The sequence below is a fragment of the Nitrospira sp. genome (assembly GCA_030692565.1).
Classification (GTDB): Bacteria; Nitrospirota; Nitrospiria; order Nitrospirales; family Nitrospiraceae; genus Nitrospira_D.
Genome location: JAUYAO010000041.1, coordinates 124,393 through 141,290, shown reverse-complemented (window position 1 = coordinate 141,290; position 16,898 = coordinate 124,393). Strand labels below are relative to the sequence as shown.

The window sequence follows — 16,898 nt, the reverse complement described above, 5'->3', positions numbered from 1 at the left end:
TCCCCATCGTTCCGAGGGGCTATGCGAGCAACGATCAACTCGATGGCTTGACCCTACCGAAGGCCTCGCCGATAATAGAATCGTAGAATTAGTGATGCGATCTGCCTATCTGTTGGGCCGAATGAAGGAAGGTGAATAATGCCGGCTGCCGTCAAAATGGAAGTCAGTCAGGAGACGATCATCAGAGCGGTCAAAGGCATGAGGAAGTCTGTCAGACGAGTGTTCTTGGAAGATCTCATTGCCGCGACCTCTCCGGAGTATCTTCAGAGCATTCGGGAGGCGCGACGAGATTTCAAGACGGGGAAAGTAAAGCCCCACCACGAGGTCTTTGGCCGGTGAAATACCGGTTGGTCTACACACACCGGGCGATCCGGGATATCGATGCGCTTGATTTGAAGGTAAAGCAGCGCATAGGGAAAACTCTCCTCCGTTACGAATCCGATCCTCTCAAGTACGCCGAGCCTCTCAAGCAATCGGAATTGGGCTCCTACCGATTTCGCATCGGTGATTATCGCGTCGTCTTCGATCTGGAAGGAGGCCAGGTTGTAATTCTGCGCGTGGGACACCGACGAGAGATCTATAAGCGGTAGGCACGGCATCGGTTCAGCGCCTCCTGTCTCTTCAGCGCGCTCGCCGAGGGATAGCAGGGTCGTGCCAAATCAAGCAACGACCCTAGGCCAAGATCTAGACCAGGATGCTTTTGAATCGCCCTTGCAAGAGATGGCCGACGCGTTGATGCCGCCAGTTGAAGCGCGCTGTGTATAGCCCTGCCATTCAGCCGCCGCATGCCGCGGCTCAGATTCGGTTCGGGTGTGTCCATGAGCCGATGATAATGATTCCCTATCAGTCAATAGGCATAGCACCGCCAGTGCTGCTGGAGAATTTCTCTGCCAAATAGTTTCAGGAAATGCTGTCGGTCGGTGACATCGTGAAAGACGGGCTGCTGCTCGTTGCCGCGGGCGGTCAGGTGGTAAGGCGCCGGGATATTCCAATCGCAGTTGGCGGGCCATGAGGCGGGAGGGTAGGAGGGTGGCAGTGCAAAGTCAAGCAACGACCCCATCTCTTTGTCCCCCATCTCTTTGTCCCGACCCCATCTCTTTGTCCCGTATCGGGCCCAACTTGAAGCCCGAAGTTCTCCTGTGAAACTGTCTCCTTGACAGGGGAGCTTACGTGTAGTCGCTTCCGACGTCACTCTTACCCGCTGCTGATCTTCCTGAACCACTGAGGAACTGTTGTTGACACGGCGGGCCCCGTCGAGGAAAATCCTGATGCCGCTTGGTTAGGCGACAGCAGGTTGCGAGGTGATAAGGAGTTCTATCCATGCCAATCATTTCCATGTTTTGAGCCCCCTTCTCACTAATTTATTAAAATTCTTGAGATCTCACTCCAAGTGCAACACTTCACGCCCGGAGGGGGTAGGGTGTTGCCGTGCCAACGAGAACCTATAGACACATGAGTGCCGAAGAACGTGAAACCTGGTCATAAGGGTGGGGCCATTGCTCGACGTTGCGTTATGCCATCGCCGCGGCGGCAGCTCCTGTCCGATCCGTAGCAAGAACTCCGTCCAGTCAGCCTGTGGGTGGGGGCACGCAATGTCCCTATTTCTTGAACGGCGGGTTCGTCGATCCGACGCCATTGGCTAACGAAGAATTTCTCCTCGACCCATCACCCTGACCTCTGGCCCCTCGCCTCATGCCCGACAGCTTGTTCTCTCCCGCACAGTCCGTCTAGAATGCCCCACGCTTGAACTATGACTGCGCCAACCCTCATTCTTCCAGACCGATCGCGAGCGATCGCGGCTGATCTCCGGGCCCAACTCGGGTCCGAGAAAGTCAAAGACGATTTCCCCACCAAGACGGCCTATGCCGTCGATGCCAGTATTTATCGGATGGTGCCGCAGGCGGTGGTGCTGGTGGAGTCCGAGGACGACATCGCGAAGACCATCCGCTATGCCCGGTCTCGCGGTATTCCCCTTACGCCGCGCGCCGCCGGGACCAATCTCACCGGGTCGGCGATCGGGAACGGGAACGATGTATAGGGTCGGGTCTTGCAATCAAACATTGCGGTTTTGCGGCAAGCGCGGCGGCTTGTCGTTGCTCATGGTGGGTATGCGATTCTCGGGAGACAGTTCCGGAGGCGTGCCAGGATCTTGTTGAGAATTTCGCGGTGACGTTGATCGGCATGTAAGGGGAGCAGTTCTTCGTATCGATCGGGACGCGGTCAAGTCGCTTACGCGGCGGAGTATCGGACGACGTCTACGGATAATTGCCGGATCGTTGTGCTTGTTCCCTTCGTGAGGCGTTCCATCTGTTTGTAGACGGGGGCGTCGAAGTATCGTTCCCCGCATTGCGTGCACACTCCTGCTGGGACGTTTTCAATAATCTTGAGATCGTCTCCCCACCAGAAGTCTACAGTGGTGGGTTGTTGCACGACGGTTCCTTTGCAGAAATAGCAGGATGTGGTCATTGTGCACCGCCTTTCCTTCTCGTTCGCCAGTCGGGTTCCCATTCTTCGAGGCTCGGTTCATACGCTGTAATGATTAATATCTCCTCGCGGTCGATTCGTCCGCATACCACATGAATAGGCCGTCTTTCCTGTGTGAGGCCATGAATGAGGCATGAAGGACCTCGGGGATCATTCGGGTAGTCTTCGATGATGGTCCCGTTCCGAATCGCGTCTTCGATAGTTGTCAGGGAAATTTTTCGACGGCGCAGTTTCTCCGTATGCGTAAAGGAAATGAGGTAATGCCCGCTGAGAATGCGATATCGGATGTCTTCTATGGTCATGCAGAATCAATTTATCCTACTAGGCAGGGAATTGGTCCAACTCCGCTGTCCCCACTAGATAACGAAAGTCTACAGCGATCAATGGCAACGTGCAAGGCTGGCTTGGAGAAAAGAGGTGAGTCGTTGCATGACGGTGAGGAGGCAAGCGGTGAGCCCATAATCATACCCTTGTTCTCTCTCTCTCTGTCCGTCTAGAATGCCCCACGCTTGAACTATGACTGCGCCAACCCTCATTCTTCCAGACCGATCGCGAGCGATCGCCGCTGATCTCCGAGCCCAACTCGGGTCCGAGAAAGTCAAAGACGATTTCCCCACCAAGACGGCCTATGCCGTCGATGCCAGCATTTACCGGGTGGTGCCGCAGGCCGTGGTGCTGGTGGAGTCCGAGGACGACATCGCGAAGACCCTCCGCTATGCCCGGTCTCGCGGCATTCCGCTCACGCCGCGCGCGGCCGGGACCAATCTCACCGGGTCGGCCGTCGGGAGCGGGATCATTCTCGACGTGTCGCGGTTGAACCGGATTCTGGAAATCAATCGCGAAGAACGGTGGGCGCGGGTGCAACCGGGCATCGTCCTGGCGGAATTGAATAAACAGCTGGCCCGGCAGGGGCTCTTGTTCGGGCCCGATCCGTCCAGCGGCGACATGTGCAAGCTCGGCGGGATGTTGGCGAATAATTCATCCGGGCCGCACACACTGCGCTATGGGTCGGTGAAGGACAATGTGCATCGACTCAGGTTGTGCCTGGAGTCGGGAACGTGGCTGGAGGCGAAATCCTACGCGCTGAACGATCCGACCTTGGAACGGCTCCTTTCGACGATCCCGGCCCTGCGGGACGTGCTGGTTCTGGCGCAGTCTCATGCCGATTTGATCAACGGCAGGCGCCCGACGGTCAGTAAGAATAGCTGCGGATATAACTTGTTTGGCCTGGTTGACGGGTTGGCTCACGGGCAGTTCGATTTGCCGAAGCTTCTGGTCGGGAGCGAAGGCACGCTTGGAGTCATAAGCGAAGCCACGCTCCGGCTGGTCGAGAAACCGAAAGCGACGCTCACGGCCTTGATCCATTTCCGGCATCTGGAGGATGTCGGGGCGGCTGTCCCGCTGTTGCTGGCCCTTCAGCCCAGTGCGCTCGAAGTCATGGACGCCAACACGCTCGACCTGATCGGTCGCGCCAAGCATGGGATTCCCTCTGATGCGGCGGCCACCTTGCTTGCTGAACTCGATGCCGACTCGCTCGCGGTAGATCTGCATGAACGGGCGGAGCAGATGGCAGCCGTCTGCCGGCCGTTCCGACTCGCGGCTGACCTGACGCTGGCGTTTGATCCTGAGCAGCGTGAGCAATTGTGGAAGGCGCGCAAAGCCCTCTATCCCACCCTCTATCGATTCGATCCGCGCAAGAAGCCGATCAATTTTGTGGATGATGTGGTCGTACGGGCGGAGCGGATCAGCGAGCTGATCCACTATCTGGAAGAGTATTTTTCCGGACAGAAGGTGCCGGTGGCGATTTTCGGTCATATCGGGAACGGCAACGCGCATATCGTCCCGCTGCTCGACGTCAACGATCGCCAGGATTTCGACAAGATGGTGCAGGCCTATCGCGAGATTCATTCGACGGTATTGGACCGCTTTAGCGGGTCTATCTGCGGAGAACACGGCGACGGCCGTGTGCGGGCTGAGTACGTCAGGAAGATGTTCGGCGAGGAGCTCTACGGGCTGTTTGTGCAGGTCAAAAAGAGTTTTGACCCCACCGGCGTGCTGAATCCCGGCATCAAGATCAGCGACGCGTCCTTCACCGAGCATATCGACTACCCCAGGCTCTCGAAGTCCTGCGCGACCTGCGCGAAGTGCAACGCGGTCTGTCCGGTCTATGACGTCTTCCAGTCAGAGGACATGAGCTCACGCGGCTGGTTCGAGATTGTGACGTCAACGGACTACAGTTACCTCAATTCCAAGCGGGTGGTCGAGGCTTGCGTGAATTGTAAATCCTGCCGGACGGCATGTCCTGCCGGCGTCGATGTGTCGGAGCTTATTCTGAAGAAGCGGGCCGAGCATCCCAATCGCCTGACCGGATGGATTTTTCGCTGGCAGGCACGAGGAACGTCGTTTGAGCCGTTCCTCAAGTTTCTGGGACGCACTCAACGCCTGTGGGATCGGCCGGTTGTCCGACGGATTATGGAGTGGGGAGCCGCGCTGGCGCTCAAGGCTCTCGCGCCGACAGCCAAGCTGCCTCATGAGTTGTTGTTGCCGCGCATTGCTCCCATACAACTGCGTGAGCGGCACGCGGCATTGATCCCTCAGCCTGGCGCGCAGCCTGCGCCTGGCAGCGTCGCGTATTTCCACGGCTGCGCGGCGAATTATTTTGATGACGGGGTCGGAGACGCCGTCATCGGGGTCTTGCGGAAGCATGGAGTCGAGCCGGCCATGCCGCCGCAGCGTTGTTCCGGGACGCCGATCCAAACCTATGGACATCAAGAGCTGACTCGCGAGGGGGCTCGGTTCAATATCGCCTCGTTTGCGTCTTATGAGACGATCGTGACCGGTTGCGCGTCCTGCACGCTGATGCTGAAAGATTATCCTACGCTCTTCCCCGACGGCGACGAGCGGCGCCAGGCGGAACATCTGGCGAAGAAGGTCGCGCATATCGCCGAATTCGTGGCGCGATCCCCGCTCCATCCGCCCATGGCGCAGGCCGCGTCGCGCACCAAATGCGTCACGTACCATTCCTCCTGCCACCTCCGGGCCGCCGGGGTGACGAAAGAACCGCGCAAGATTCTGGCGTCGTTGCCAGGTCTTAACTATGTCGAGATGCCCGATGCCGACCGCTGCGCCGGGGGAGCGGGGACGTTCATCGTGAAGGATTACGACACCTCGCAAAAAATCCTGGAGCGCAAAACCAGGGCCGTCGAACAGGTCGGGGCGGAAGTCGTGGCGACCAGTTGCCCCGCCTGTATGATCCAGCTCAAGAATGGATTGCGGGAACGGGTTGAGGTGAAACATGTGGCGCAGTTGCTGAACGAGGCCTATGAGGCAGCGGAGCGGAACAAAGGAATACCCCATTCATGAAGTTGCGAAAAGTCGATTGGTGGTTCGTTCTCTTCGCCGTCGCGGTTGTCGTGGGCGTGTCGTTGCTGCCGACCCCCAAAGATCGCAACCCGGTTGTTCCTAAGAACGAAGCTCATCAGGCTGTCACGGTTGAGAAAGGTTGCGTCACCTGCCATCAGGCCGGCGCTGCCAAACCGCTGCGGGATCGCCACCCCAGACGGCAGGATTGTTTCCGCTGCCACGCCAGGTGAGAAGCAGGGAATTCGCAGAGGGGACTGGCGTAGGCATCAAAAAGTAGTCGGCAGGTTTGTGCTATACCATACATGTAACGGACGTCAGGCAAAGAACGAGGAATTATGGTTACCGTATTGGTATTCGGGAGGGTCATTCAAGAAGCGACAGGGGAGAATGAATTCTCCATCGAGTCGGCGGAGCCGACGACGGTGAGAAAGTTGATCGAGGCGAACGCCGAGAGCCTTGGCCCGCTGCTTCGTTTTATCGACAGCCGGGAAGCCCTTATTTCTGTAAATAAAAAGGTCGGCACCGAAGATACGGTGGTGAAGGACGGCGATACGGTCAAGGTGTCATTCCAGTCCCGCATGTCGTACGACGGGACCAGGGACATCCCCACCTAGCGAGGGATTATTCGTATTGCCCGTCGGCGATGCCCGACAGGGGTGTCATATTGCAGTCTGCCGGTTCACTGGATACCGGTAATTGCTGAAAGGACATTGTGATGACAAAGACACGGGTCATGCTGGCAATGGTTCTGGGTGTTGCATTATTCGCAGGCCGCGGTCTGGCGGCGGAGCCGGCCGATATCGAAAAGTTCGTGAAGGCGCGGATTGAGATCGGCGAGATGATGACGAACTATTTCAAGGGCGGGGAGCAGTTCGGCCAGGGACAGCGGCCGTCGCCCGAGCAGATGAAAGAAATGGGCGCGGATATCAATACGAAGCTCAGCGCGCTGCTGTCGAAGCACGGACTGACGATCGAAGAGTATCGCGGGCGCAGTAAAGATGTGTTCGCCGATGACGCGGGCGTGAAGAATTTCCTCGCGGCGCATCCCGATCTCAAGTCTCGATTCGAAGCGCTTCCCCTGGACCGGATGGGCCGCGGCGGCAGCACCGGGCGCGGATATTGACGGGCGAATGAAAAAACTGGTGTTTCCTGGTTTCGTGACGTGAGAGGAACAGCACGGGGTTGTATGCTCGGATTGCTGCCCGCTATCCCAGATGATCCCCCTCCTTGGTAAGGAGGGGCCAGGGGAGGTTGAATCTTCCGGTGGCCATGACCAGCTTGGTGCAGCAGCGTGAGAATCTCTACCTCTCCTTTCCTCCCCTTACAAAGGGGAGGTAGGGAGAAGGCGTAGGCCTTATAGGCGGAAGAGCCAAAAACTTTTGCTGCCATGTGTTCGCGGACCGCTCTTACGAGGGTTGGGGGTACAGTGCGGCTCTTGCTTCTGTGATCGGGATTTCACGCCAGGCACCGGGCGGCAGATCGTCTATGACGAAGGGCCCGAATTGAATGCGCCGCAGCCGGATCACTTCATGTCCGAGTGCTTTGAAGAGCCGCCGGATCTCCCGGTTTTTTCCCTCCGTCAGCGTCACGTCGAGATGCGATTCCCGTCCTGAGCGCTTCTGAACCGTCACGCTCTCGCAATGCAACAGCTCCCCTTCGTCCGTAAGGCCGGTAAGACTGTCCTGGCGGGTTTCTTCTGTGACTTCCCCGCGTACCGTGACCAGATAGCGGCGTGTGACCCGGTTGGCCGGATCGGTGAGAAAGCTGGAGAGGGTGGTGTCGTTCGTCAATAAGAGCAGCCCGCTGGTGGCTTGATCCAGTCGTCCGACCGCATGGAGTGTCTGCAGTTCTTCGGGAAGGACATCGAAAATAGTCGTTCGGCCTTTCTCATCCTGGCGCGTCGTCACCACGCTCTTCGGTTTGTGAAAGAGCACGAATCGTGGTGTGCTTGGTTGAATCGGCTGCTCGTCGAGCGACACGCAGTCGCCGGGCCAGGCGACCCAGGTCTCCGTCGTGCGGACCACGCGATCATTGATACGGACCCGTCCAGCACGAATCCATTCCTGGGCGACGGTTCGGCTGGCCAATCCCAGTTTTGAGAAGAGGCGGTCCAAGGTCACCCGCTTGGCATCATCGGGTGCAGCCGCGCCTGCAGGAATCGGTGGCGACTGAGCGTGGGCGGGGCTGTCTGGTTTCGTCGGTTTTCTGTTCATCGTCCCTGTTTCAACGTGATCGGTCTCTTCCGCAGTGTAACTGGGTTAGGCGATCGTCTCAAGGCGCCGGGCCGTGTCGAAGGTTGAGGAAGGGAAATGGGCCAGGCGCTAGGTGTTTCGAGACGGTCGGAGAGAAGCGTTGCTCCGATAGTCAATCGCGAGACGGCTGTGATGGTTGCCTGTCAGTTCAAGCGTAATGATGCCATCCGGGGTCTCCCACCTGGCGGCGTACCGGAGGTGGCCCATTTGGACGGCGATCCCCCAATAGTCGGGAAGCGGCTGGTAGAGATCGTTGCTCCAGACAGACTGGTCTTCTGCCGGTTGCCCGTAGACCTTCGTCAAGGACATCTTGAGAGCGCCGTAGTAGTCGATGAATTCGTTTAACCCGTTGACCGGGCGCTGTAGAACGAGATATTGCCCGGCGACCAATGAGCCTTCCCTGAAATCGTAGCCTTCCAATACGCCATGATCCGCGAAGCGTGTGGCCACGACAAGGGCCTCCCGCTCATCCCGCTCAATCTCTCCCGTCACATTATTGCGAAGAGCTTCGGGGCTCGATCCCCAATACTGCTGCAATCGATTCAGGAAGAGGACGATGTGCTGCGCGAGCTCCGCCTGTGCCACAACCGGATCGAGATCATCGAAAGGCACGTCGAAGGTCGGCGGTGGCAACGATGTGACGGATTCTGCTTTGAGCGAGGCCGGCAGAACCGTCAGGATGGACATGAATATGAAGGCGAGAGTCCAGCGCATAGTCAGCCACTATACGGTCGGCTCATCGGCGCGGTCTACCCTACCAATGATGGGAGTCATGAGGACCGCCGTTTGGCCTTTGCGGTCGGCGGCGCGGTGAGGGGGTCCTCCGGCCAGGAATGTTTCGGGTAGCGGCCACGGAGTTCTTTCCGGACATCTTGATAGGCGTTGGCCCAGAAGCTGGCTAGGTCTTTGGTGACTTGGACCGGGCGTTTGGCCGGGGAAAGTAAGTGCAACATGACGGGAACTGTTCCTCCTGCCACGCGGGGAGTGTCCTGACAGCCGAAGAGTTCTTGGAGTCGCACGGCCAGAACAGGGATCTCGCCGCTCTCATAATCCACTCGGATATTCGAGCCGCTCGGGACTGTGATGTGTGTCGGTGCGAGACGATCAAGTTGCCGTTGAAGATCCCAGCTCAGCAGGGCGTGGAGCGGCTGATCGAGCGGCATCCGCTGTACACGTTCGAGTGTGGTGATGCTCTGGAGAAAAGGGCCGAGCCAATGGTCCAGCGTCTGCGACAGGTGTGCATCGGACAGATCCGGCCAGAGTGACGGAGTTCCCTCCGTTCGTCTGAGGAACTGCACGCGCGCTTGCCATTGGCGCAGCTCCGGCGTCCAGGCCAGCTGGTTTACCCCGGCCTGGCTCACACCGTGGAGCAAGGCGGTTGCGATCAGAGCGGGATCCGGTTTGGAGAGGTTCTGCTGCAAGAGAATCAGTCCGCCGAATCGCCGTTGGCGCAGCGCCTGGACCGCTTGCATTTTCTCATCCCAGCCGACGGCTTCAGTCTCAATGATCTGGTCCGCATAGAGGCTTTGGATTTCTGCCTGCGAGATCGGCGCAGCCAACTCGATCTTGGCCCATTGCGCGCCGCCGTCTAACTCGGCAATGGCGAGATAGGGTTCCGATCCCAGGTGATCGGGGGTGGCGAAGAGGGCTCCGCGTCCGTTGGCCAGCACATAGCGCGCATCAGTGCCAGCCTGGCGCTGTGCAATCCGATCCGGATAGGCGAGGGCGAGCAGGATACCGACGCCACGTTGATCAGGCTTGGTACGAGGGGATGTCTTAGCGGAGTGGCGAAGGAGCTGTCGTCGCCACATCTCCGCCGTGCTGGTCACGCGATGATACACGCCTCGATCGACTGTAATGCCCGCTGGATGGTCATGCTGTCCGTGTAAGACATCGAGTCTGGTGCGAATATCGGCCTGCTGTCGTCCCGCCGGACCCCGGAGCAGGTCGCGCTCACCCAGCAGAGCTGCGAGGTCGCAGGCCAGGTCGTTAAGGCCTAGCGGCCCGGCCTTCAGCAGCATGTGAGAGAGGCGGGGATGCAACGCCAGTTCAGCCAGCTGCCTGCCATGGGCTGTGATGCGGCCCGATGAATCCAACGCGCCCAATCGGATCAACAGATCGGACGCCTGGGTGACCGATCCGGTAGGCGGGGGGGTGAGCCATGAGAGTTCTGCCGGGTTGGTCGTTCCCCAGAGCGCTAGCTCCAGGACGAGTGATGTGAGATCGGCGTCCAGCATCTCAGGCGGCCGGCGGGCGGCCAGCGTGGCCTGTTCTCGCTCGGTCCAGAGCCGATAGCAGACGCCCGGTTCCAATCGTCCGGCTCGCCCGCGCCGCTGGTCGGCGGAGTCCTGCGTGACACGAATCGTGTCCAGCCGCGTGAGTCCTGAACGCGGATCGAAGCGCGGTACGCGCAACAGGCCCGCGTCGATGACGATGCGGACGCCATCGATCGTCAAGCTGGTCTCGGCGATGGATGTGGCCAACACGATTTTTCTCGTGCCCGGGAGCGCCGGGGCGATCGCCGCATCCTGGGCATCTTGGGGGAGGTCGCCATGGAGGGGCGTGACATGAATGGTCGATTCCAGATTCGCATCGAGTAGCTGGCGTTCGACGCGCCGGATCTCGGCCATGCCCGGCAGGAAGACGAGCAGGCTGCCCTGATCCCGTGCCAGCGCGCGGCGGATGATCTTGGTGACGGCGGTATCGAGATGCCCCGTAATGGGTTCATCCAGATATCTGGTCTCGACCGGAAACATCCGCCCTTCGCAGGTGATGACCGGTGCGCCGCCCAGCAGTTCGCTGACCGGTCCGCAATCCAATGTGGCCGACATGACGAGCAGGCGGAGGTCCGGACGGAAGAGCCGCTGCGATTCGAGGCAGAGCGCCAGGCCGGTGTCGGCTTGGAGGCTGCGCTCGTGAAATTCGTCGAAGAGGACGGCGCCATAGCTGCTGAGCGAGGGGTCCTGTTGGAGTAATCGGGTCAGAATCCCTTCGGTCACGACCTCAATCCTGGTTTTCGGCCCGATCTTCGTATCGAGCCGCATGCGATACCCGATGGTGTCGCCGGGGCGCTCGTTGCGCGTCGCTGCCATACGATGGGCCGCGGCCCTGGCGGCCAGGCGCCTGGGCTCCAGCATGAGGATCTTGTTGTCGCGGAGCCAGGGCGCGTCCAGCAGGGCCAACGGCACGCGGGTGGTCTTGCCGGCCCCCGGTGGGGCGGTCAGAAGCCCATTGGGGGACCGAATGAGCGCGTGGCAGAGGTCCGAAAGGACATCTTCTATTGGGAGCCGAGACATGATAGGGTGCAACCTCACGTGGAGCAGACTGTAACAGACCGCGTGGGGAAGCACGAGAGGATCGAGGAGATGGCGGGCTATCGGTGGACTCTCGAAAAGCCGAGAGTGGCTGGATGGTATTGGTTTCGGGGAGCGGCGCATGAAGCCGACCCGTTTATCGTGGAAGTGGACCAGGTCGGACAGTTTCAGTGGCCTGATGGCGGGTATCAGGAAGTGGCGCTGGCCAAAGGGGAATGGGCGGGACCGATTCAACTGCCTGAAGACGACTAGCCGTTTATCCTCTTGTCCGTTGTTCGTTGTCCTCTACGAAAGAGACCGTTCCGCATCTTGTCGCATGTAGGCGGCCCACGTATGCTGCCGCTTGAGCACGCAGGCCTTGGTCTGGTGCGTTGAGCGAGCCAGGTGCCGGGTCGGTCGTGCAGGCGGTTGTCGATGAATGCGGAACCGGTCAGCCGCGCGATCCGTTCAACGGTCTCTCATTCAGCATTCTGTACTCGGTTCAGACAACTGCGTTCGGCGTATGCCGGCGCGTGAATATTGGCATTCAGATCAGGAGGAGTCGATGGGGCGTTCGGGTATGGATCCAATTCAGCGTTTGATGGGCTTGATGTTCAAGGCGCATCCCTGGCACGGCGTATCGATCGGAGAGCAGGCGCCGGATGTGGTTACGACCTACATTGAAATCGTGCCGACCGACACGGTGAAATACGAAGTCGATAAAGACAGCGGATTTTTGAAGGTCGATCGTCCGCAGCGGTTTTCGAATTTCTGTCCCGTCTATTACGGACTGGTTCCGCAAACCTATTGCGGCGAAAAAGTGGCCGCATTGTTCGGTAAACGGGCGAAACGGAAGAATATGATCGGCGACGGCGATCCGTTGGACATTTGCGTCCTCACGGAGAAAACGATCGCTCATAGCGATATCCTGCTCACCGCGATTCCCATCGGCGGGTTCAGTATGGCCGACGGCGGGGAAGCGGACGACAAGATCATCGCAGTCATGAAAGACGATGCGGCCTACGGTGATTTTAAAGATATCGGCGACTGTCCGATCTCGCTGATCGACCGGCTGCAGCATTACTTCCTGACCTACAAGATGGCGCCGGGTTCGGTGCAGCATAAAGTTGAAATTACGAGCGTGTACGGGCGCGAAGAAGCGATGAAAGTGATTCACGCCAGTCATGCTGATTATCGTAAAAAGTTCCCTGAGCTTGAGTCGTTGTGGCCCAAGCACATGTCGGTCTAACAGGTAGCGGACAACTCGGCCGCTGCCAAAGGGAGAGCGAAGAGCTTCAGCCTGGAGCTGAGTTCGGCGCAATCTCAGGATGCTCACACCAGAAAGGTGCCGCCTAGGCTATATGAAATCCGATCACACTGAACCGTCCACCGCCCCCTCCGTTCATGGCTTTTCTCCCGGCTTTGCCGCACTCGGCCTCGAAGGCTCGTTGCTGGCGACGCTGGACCAGCTGGGGTATGAAGAGCCCACGCCGATTCAGCGTGAGTCGATCCCTCCGCTGTTGGCAGGCCGCGATCTGTTGGGGCAGGCGGCCACCGGGACCGGGAAGACCGCCTCGTTTGCCTTGCCGATGTTGCAGCGGCTGGCGCATGGCGCGAAGCAGCGCCCCGCGGCGCTGATCCTGGTGCCGACGCGCGAGTTGGCGATTCAGGTCGGCGAAGCCGTGCAGCGGTACGGCAAGGAGCTGCGGATTTCAGTGCTGGCGGTGTACGGCGGGCAGGCCATCGGGCCGCAATTGTATGCGCTGAAGCGCGGCGTGGATGTCGTGGTGGCGACGCCCGGCCGGGCGCTCGACCACATTCGACGGAATACGTTGCAGCTCAAGCATGTGCAGATGGTGATATTGGACGAAGCGGATGAAATGCTGGACATGGGCTTTGCCGACGATCTGGAGGCGATCCTGACCCAGACGCCCGCGGATCGGCAGACGGCCTTATTCTCCGCCACGATGCCGCCGCGCATCGCGTCGATTGCCCATCGTCATCTGAAAAACCCGGTCGAGATCAAGATCGCCAAGGAGCCGGTCAAAGCCGGCGCCGCTCCGCGCGTGCTGCAAACGGCCTATGTCGTGAATCGTCCATACAAAGTGGCGGCGCTGATACGGGTATTGGATTTGGCGGCTCCGAAATCGGCGTTGGTCTTCTGCCGGACCCGGTTGGAGGTCGATGAATTGACGGCCGGCCTGGCGGGACGGGACTATCGTGCTGAAGCCATTCATGGCGGCATGAGCCAGCCGCAACGGGACCGCGTCATGACCGCGTTTAAGTCCGGGCAAACGCAAATTCTGGTGGCCACGGATGTCGCGGCGCGCGGCTTGGATATTCCGAGCGTCTCGCACGTGGTGAATTACGACTTGCCGTCTTCTCCCGAAGTGTACGTGCATCGGATCGGCCGTACCGGCCGGGCCGGTCGTGAAGGGGAGGCGATTACCATCGTCGAACCGCGCGAACACCGGTTGCTTCGGAATATCGAACAGTTGACCAAGGCGAAAATTATTGTCGCCCAAGTGCCGAGCGTGGCCGATCTGCGGACCAAGCGGATTGAGCGGACGTTGACGTCGATTCGAGAGCTGCTGGCCGCAGGCGATGTGGAGCATTTCCGGTCGGTCGTCACGGTATTGGCCAAAGATTTTGAATTGGTCGATGTGGCGGCGGCAGCGGTAAAACTGGCGCATCAGGCGCAGGGCGGGGATGTCGAAGAGCAGGAAATTCCTTCCGTGCAGGCCAGAGTGCCGGACTATTCCCGTCCGGACTATGCGCGACCGGGGATGCGGCGTCCGTCGCCGATGTCCGGCGAGATGTCGCGCGGTATCCGGCCTCGCGAGGCGCAGGGGCGGCCGAGCGCCAGACCGACCGGCGGTCGGACGCCGAACTCCGCCCGGATCTACATCGGGGCCGGCCGTGCCGCGGGCATCAGGCCGGGCGATTTGGTGGGCGCGATTGCGAACGAAGCCAAGCTGGGGTCCGCTCAGATCGGCGGCGTTGAAATCGAAGAACGCTTTTCGCTCGTGGAAGTTCCGGAATCCATGGCACGCGACGTGATCGAAGCGTTGGGCCGCACCAGGATTAAGGGACAGAAAGTCACGGTCAGACTGTTCCGCGATTAGGCGATTCCGGATTTCATGTGGGGGCCTGAGTGAGGTAGCACGATCGGATTGATATCGGCCATCTCAAATTCACCCCTCCTTCATAAGGAGGGGCCAGGGGAGGTCGAATCTTCCGGCTGCCATAACAGGCGCTTGGCCATTCGCGAGGCGCGCAGCAGCCCCTGAGTCTCTACCCCTCCTAGCCTCCCCTTACAAAGGGGAGGTTGAGAAGAATCCGCGGGTCACAAGACGCTGAAAAACGCGATGTGGGATCAACTCACTATCCTGAAGTACCTGCGACTCGCTGATCGCGGTTCCTGTGCATTGAGCGACAGGCCGTGGACAGCCTCCCTCAAAAGGAGGGGGTGCGAATCGATGATTCGGTAAGCCGCGCCCCTCTTTCGGGGACTACCGTGTCGCCGACAAGTGAGATAGGGTACGTCTCAAGAGGAGGCGTTCCCTATGACAGACCTTGAAGAAGCCGGTTTTGTGATGAGTCTGTTGGCGTTAGCCGGGATTGCGATCATGGCAGATCGCCCGCTGGAAGCCGCCTGTGAGCGCGTGTTGGAGTGGTTCAAGCCTCGCTAGTATCTTCCCTCCGAGCTTTCCCACCTATCTATAATCTGGCGGCAGCATGGTGCTGCCAAAGGCCGTCAGAATGTCAGTTGTCCGTTCAGGCTAGGATTCCAGGCGATCGATAATGTATCGAGCTGGGGTTGGGGCAGATTCGTCCGGAGGCACGACTTTGGATGGCGGGATGTCGGCTTGCAGCCGTTTGAGCAGGCGAGGCACTTTCAGCGAAGCGGGAATCTCACAGGTCCACACGTGCATACCCGATGAAGCTTCATCGGCGTGTCTCAGCACCCGGAAGCCCGGGTATTCCATAAAATAGGCCGATAAGAATCCTGAGATCGCCTGGATCACCCAGGGGTTGGCCTGGCTATAGCAGGGTGTGACTCTCAGTTCGACGACGGGAAGAGTTTCTTCGCTGTCCATGGTTTCTGTGCTCCGCTTCGGTACGTGCGCCGCACTCTATCAATTCCACCGGCGGTTTGAAACAGCGAGCACTGGCCTATCCCGGCGATGGGGACTCTGTCTTGGTCAGAAATACTGGGTGATGCCGATCTGGAGTAGCGTATTGTGACTCGGCGAGAACAGCTGGGCGATGTCTACTCGTAACAGGGTATTGGAGAGGAAGGTGGGGATGATGCGTATTCCGGTCCCCACACTCACGGTTCCCTGCCAGTGTTGGAGCCTCCCTTCTTCAGTGAATGATTGAAATGTGCCGAAGTCGGAAAACAGGACGCCTTGCACCGCCCAGCGCGACGCCACCGCAACGGCGTGCCGGAGCTCCAGATTGGTATAGGCCTGTGCTCGGTTTCGGTAGAGATTGTCGGACAGTCCACGCACGCCGGTGATACTGCCGATCAGGAGGCTGTGATTCGGGTTTCCGCTATTGTTGACCGCTTCCGCGACGCTGTTCACCATCAGCACGGTGGTTGATCCAAGGGGAATGCCGTGGAGATACCGCACCTTGGCTTCATGCCGCTGCTGATTGGCGCCGAACAAGAATCCCGGTCGAAGTTCCAGCGCAATGCGATACCCGCTGGGCACCAGATCGTGCCAGTGGTATTGATCCCAGGTCAGTTCAGGAATCACCCCGACGTAATACCCATCGGGCGGACGGCGATCTCCTTTCATGTCTTCGACCAGCTCACGGTACACCTTCAGGACCACCTCATACCGCAACGGCGTGCGATAGTCGTACGGCCCTTTGAGTTCCAATTCGGTGCCGATCCGATTCCGCGTCCAGGTGGACGTCGAATCGGCAAACCGGATGCCGTTGACGTTGTACGAGCCCTTGATTTCTTTGGCCCATCGATTGGGCTCGAAGGCATGTTGTGAGAGCCATAGGTCGACGTTCGGCCCGCGCTGGCTGTAGTTGAACTGCCCGCCAAGTTGCGTGCCCGTGCCGAACAGATTGTATTCGACCAGACCGACGGTCGCATTCAGATCCTTGACACTGCTGCCGCTGGTGAAGTTGAGGATCGGCGCCAGGGTGATCTTTTCCTGAGCGGCAACCGTCAGAGAGTGGCCGTCTCGCGCCACCTGCACGTGATCGAAGAGGCTTAGATTTCGCACACGCCGCTCAAACTCCTCAACTTCCGTTCCGGTGAATTCGGCCGGCAGGGGCCGGGGCAGCAGCCGGAGAATGGTCTCCTGTTTTGTATGGATCAATCCTTCGATATGAACCGCATCGATCGAGGCGGTTTCACCTTCCGTAATGCCTTGTGCAGCCAGAGCAACATCGAATACTGCCGGGTGATTCAGCGTATATATGAGGCCCAAACCGAGAATTAACCGAGCGCGATTACGTATGAAACGTGAAAGGATGCACGCAT

Annotated in this window: 17 protein-coding genes; 11 read left to right on the top strand and 6 right to left on the bottom strand. The window is 59.2% G+C overall.

Going from position 1 to position 16,898, the window contains the following annotated elements; genetic code table 11:
- Window positions 1–138 precede the first annotated feature (138 nt).
- The 3 genes from Q8N04_10505 (at window position 139) to Q8N04_10495 (ending at window position 2,038) form a co-directional block, all read left to right on the top strand.
- On the top strand, window positions 139–339 hold the full coding sequence (locus Q8N04_10505) for a hypothetical protein (protein ID MDP3091102.1): 201 nt from the start codon (window positions 139–141) through the stop codon (window positions 337–339).
- Window positions 336–590: a type II toxin-antitoxin system RelE/ParE family toxin gene (locus Q8N04_10500; protein MDP3091101.1), complete on the top strand. Its 255-nt coding sequence runs from the start codon at window positions 336–338 to the stop codon at window positions 588–590. The genes Q8N04_10505 and Q8N04_10500 overlap by 4 nt, the downstream gene beginning before the upstream one ends.
- 1,160 nt (window positions 591–1,750) lie before the next feature.
- The gene (locus Q8N04_10495; GenBank protein ID MDP3091100.1) at window positions 1,751–2,038 is read left to right on the top strand and encodes an FAD-binding protein; all 288 of its coding nucleotides are present in this window, start codon (window positions 1,751–1,753) and stop codon (window positions 2,036–2,038) included.
- A gap of 191 nt (window positions 2,039–2,229) precedes the next feature.
- Here the strand turns inward: Q8N04_10495 and Q8N04_10490 are convergent, their stop codons facing one another.
- Window positions 2,230–2,466 (bottom strand): YgiT-type zinc finger protein, encoded by a 237-nt coding sequence (locus tag Q8N04_10490; protein ID MDP3091099.1) that lies wholly within the window; start codon window positions 2,464–2,466, stop codon window positions 2,230–2,232.
- Between the two features lie 534 nt (window positions 2,467–3,000).
- On the opposite strand from Q8N04_10490, the gene Q8N04_10485 reads away from it, so the two are divergent.
- The 4 genes from Q8N04_10485 (at window position 3,001) to Q8N04_10470 (ending at window position 6,970) form a co-directional block, all read left to right on the top strand.
- Window positions 3,001–5,847, top strand: coding sequence for an FAD-binding and (Fe-S)-binding domain-containing protein (locus Q8N04_10485; protein MDP3091098.1), 2,847 nt, complete (start codon window positions 3,001–3,003; stop codon window positions 5,845–5,847).
- Window positions 5,844–6,077: a hypothetical protein gene (locus Q8N04_10480; protein ID MDP3091097.1), complete on the top strand. Its 234-nt coding sequence runs from the start codon at window positions 5,844–5,846 to the stop codon at window positions 6,075–6,077. The genes Q8N04_10485 and Q8N04_10480 overlap by 4 nt, the downstream gene beginning before the upstream one ends.
- A gap of 105 nt (window positions 6,078–6,182) precedes the next feature.
- Window positions 6,183–6,461 carry a MoaD/ThiS family protein gene (locus Q8N04_10475; protein ID MDP3091096.1) on the top strand — a complete coding sequence of 93 codons (279 nt, stop codon included), beginning with the start codon at window positions 6,183–6,185 and terminating at the stop codon, window positions 6,459–6,461.
- 101 nt (window positions 6,462–6,562) lie between these two features.
- Window positions 6,563–6,970, top strand: a complete 408-nt coding sequence (locus tag Q8N04_10470; GenBank protein ID MDP3091095.1) for a hypothetical protein — start codon at window positions 6,563–6,565, stop codon at window positions 6,968–6,970.
- Between the two features lie 283 nt (window positions 6,971–7,253).
- Here Q8N04_10470 and Q8N04_10465 read toward each other — a convergent pair whose 3' ends face one another.
- The 3 genes from Q8N04_10465 to hrpB form a co-directional block, all read right to left on the bottom strand.
- Window positions 7,254–8,060 (bottom strand): pseudouridine synthase, encoded by an 807-nt coding sequence (locus Q8N04_10465; GenBank protein MDP3091094.1) that lies wholly within the window; start codon window positions 8,058–8,060, stop codon window positions 7,254–7,256.
- 108 nt (window positions 8,061–8,168) lie between these two features.
- On the bottom strand, window positions 8,169–8,813 hold the full coding sequence (locus Q8N04_10460; GenBank protein ID MDP3091093.1) for a hypothetical protein: 645 nt from the start codon (window positions 8,811–8,813) through the stop codon (window positions 8,169–8,171).
- A 56-nt stretch (window positions 8,814–8,869) separates the two neighbouring features.
- Entirely contained in the window at window positions 8,870–11,395 is a 2,526-nt protein-coding gene (hrpB, locus tag Q8N04_10455; protein MDP3091092.1) for an ATP-dependent helicase HrpB, read from the bottom strand.
- Window positions 11,396–11,413: 18 nt separating this feature from the next.
- Between hrpB and Q8N04_10450 the strand changes: the two genes are divergently transcribed.
- The 4 genes from Q8N04_10450 to Q8N04_10435 all read left to right on the top strand — a co-directional run bounded on the left by Q8N04_10450 (window position 11,414) and on the right by Q8N04_10435 (window position 15,084).
- Complete coding sequence (locus tag Q8N04_10450; protein ID MDP3091091.1) at window positions 11,414–11,665, top strand: hypothetical protein; 252 nt, start codon at window positions 11,414–11,416, stop codon at window positions 11,663–11,665.
- A gap of 307 nt (window positions 11,666–11,972) precedes the next feature.
- A complete protein-coding gene (locus tag Q8N04_10445) occupies window positions 11,973–12,641 on the top strand; it encodes an inorganic pyrophosphatase (protein MDP3091090.1) in 669 nt (222 codons plus the stop codon).
- Between the two features lie 112 nt (window positions 12,642–12,753).
- Window positions 12,754–14,517, top strand: a complete 1,764-nt coding sequence (locus tag Q8N04_10440; protein ID MDP3091089.1) for a DEAD/DEAH box helicase — start codon at window positions 12,754–12,756, stop codon at window positions 14,515–14,517.
- A gap of 441 nt (window positions 14,518–14,958) precedes the next feature.
- Window positions 14,959–15,084: a hypothetical protein gene (locus tag Q8N04_10435; GenBank protein MDP3091088.1), complete on the top strand. Its 126-nt coding sequence runs from the start codon at window positions 14,959–14,961 to the stop codon at window positions 15,082–15,084.
- Window positions 15,085–15,174: 90 nt separating this feature from the next.
- On the opposite strand, the gene Q8N04_10430 is transcribed toward Q8N04_10435, so the two are convergent.
- A complete protein-coding gene (locus Q8N04_10430; protein ID MDP3091087.1) occupies window positions 15,175–15,492 on the bottom strand; it encodes a hypothetical protein in 318 nt (105 codons plus the stop codon).
- A 105-nt stretch (window positions 15,493–15,597) separates the two neighbouring features.
- Window positions 15,598–16,845, bottom strand: coding sequence for a hypothetical protein (locus Q8N04_10425; protein ID MDP3091086.1), 1,248 nt, complete (start codon window positions 16,843–16,845; stop codon window positions 15,598–15,600).
- Window positions 16,846–16,898: the final 53 nt, after the last annotated feature.

Coding starts and splice junctions, on each gene's coding strand:
- Q8N04_10505 (MDP3091102.1), top strand. CDS start 139: ATGCCGGCTGCCGTCAAAATGGAAGTCAGTCAGGAGACGATCATCAGA.
- Q8N04_10495 (MDP3091100.1), top strand. CDS start 1,751: ATGACTGCGCCAACCCTCATTCTTCCAGACCGATCGCGAGCGATCGCG.
- Q8N04_10490 (MDP3091099.1), bottom strand. CDS start 2,466: ATGACCACATCCTGCTATTTCTGCAAAGGAACCGTCGTGCAACAACCC.
- Q8N04_10485 (MDP3091098.1), top strand. CDS start 3,001: ATGACTGCGCCAACCCTCATTCTTCCAGACCGATCGCGAGCGATCGCC.
- Q8N04_10480 (MDP3091097.1), top strand. CDS start 5,844: ATGAAGTTGCGAAAAGTCGATTGGTGGTTCGTTCTCTTCGCCGTCGCG.
- Q8N04_10475 (MDP3091096.1), top strand. CDS start 6,183: ATGGTTACCGTATTGGTATTCGGGAGGGTCATTCAAGAAGCGACAGGG.
- Q8N04_10470 (MDP3091095.1), top strand. CDS start 6,563: ATGACAAAGACACGGGTCATGCTGGCAATGGTTCTGGGTGTTGCATTA.
- Q8N04_10465 (MDP3091094.1), bottom strand. CDS start 8,060: ATGAACAGAAAACCGACGAAACCAGACAGCCCCGCCCACGCTCAGTCG.
- Q8N04_10460 (MDP3091093.1), bottom strand. CDS start 8,813: ATGCGCTGGACTCTCGCCTTCATATTCATGTCCATCCTGACGGTTCTG.
- hrpB (MDP3091092.1), bottom strand. CDS start 11,395: ATGTCTCGGCTCCCAATAGAAGATGTCCTTTCGGACCTCTGCCACGCG.
- Q8N04_10445 (MDP3091090.1), top strand. CDS start 11,973: ATGGATCCAATTCAGCGTTTGATGGGCTTGATGTTCAAGGCGCATCCC.
- Q8N04_10440 (MDP3091089.1), top strand. CDS start 12,754: ATGAAATCCGATCACACTGAACCGTCCACCGCCCCCTCCGTTCATGGC.
- Q8N04_10435 (MDP3091088.1), top strand. CDS start 14,959: ATGACAGACCTTGAAGAAGCCGGTTTTGTGATGAGTCTGTTGGCGTTA.
- Q8N04_10430 (MDP3091087.1), bottom strand. CDS start 15,492: ATGGACAGCGAAGAAACTCTTCCCGTCGTCGAACTGAGAGTCACACCC.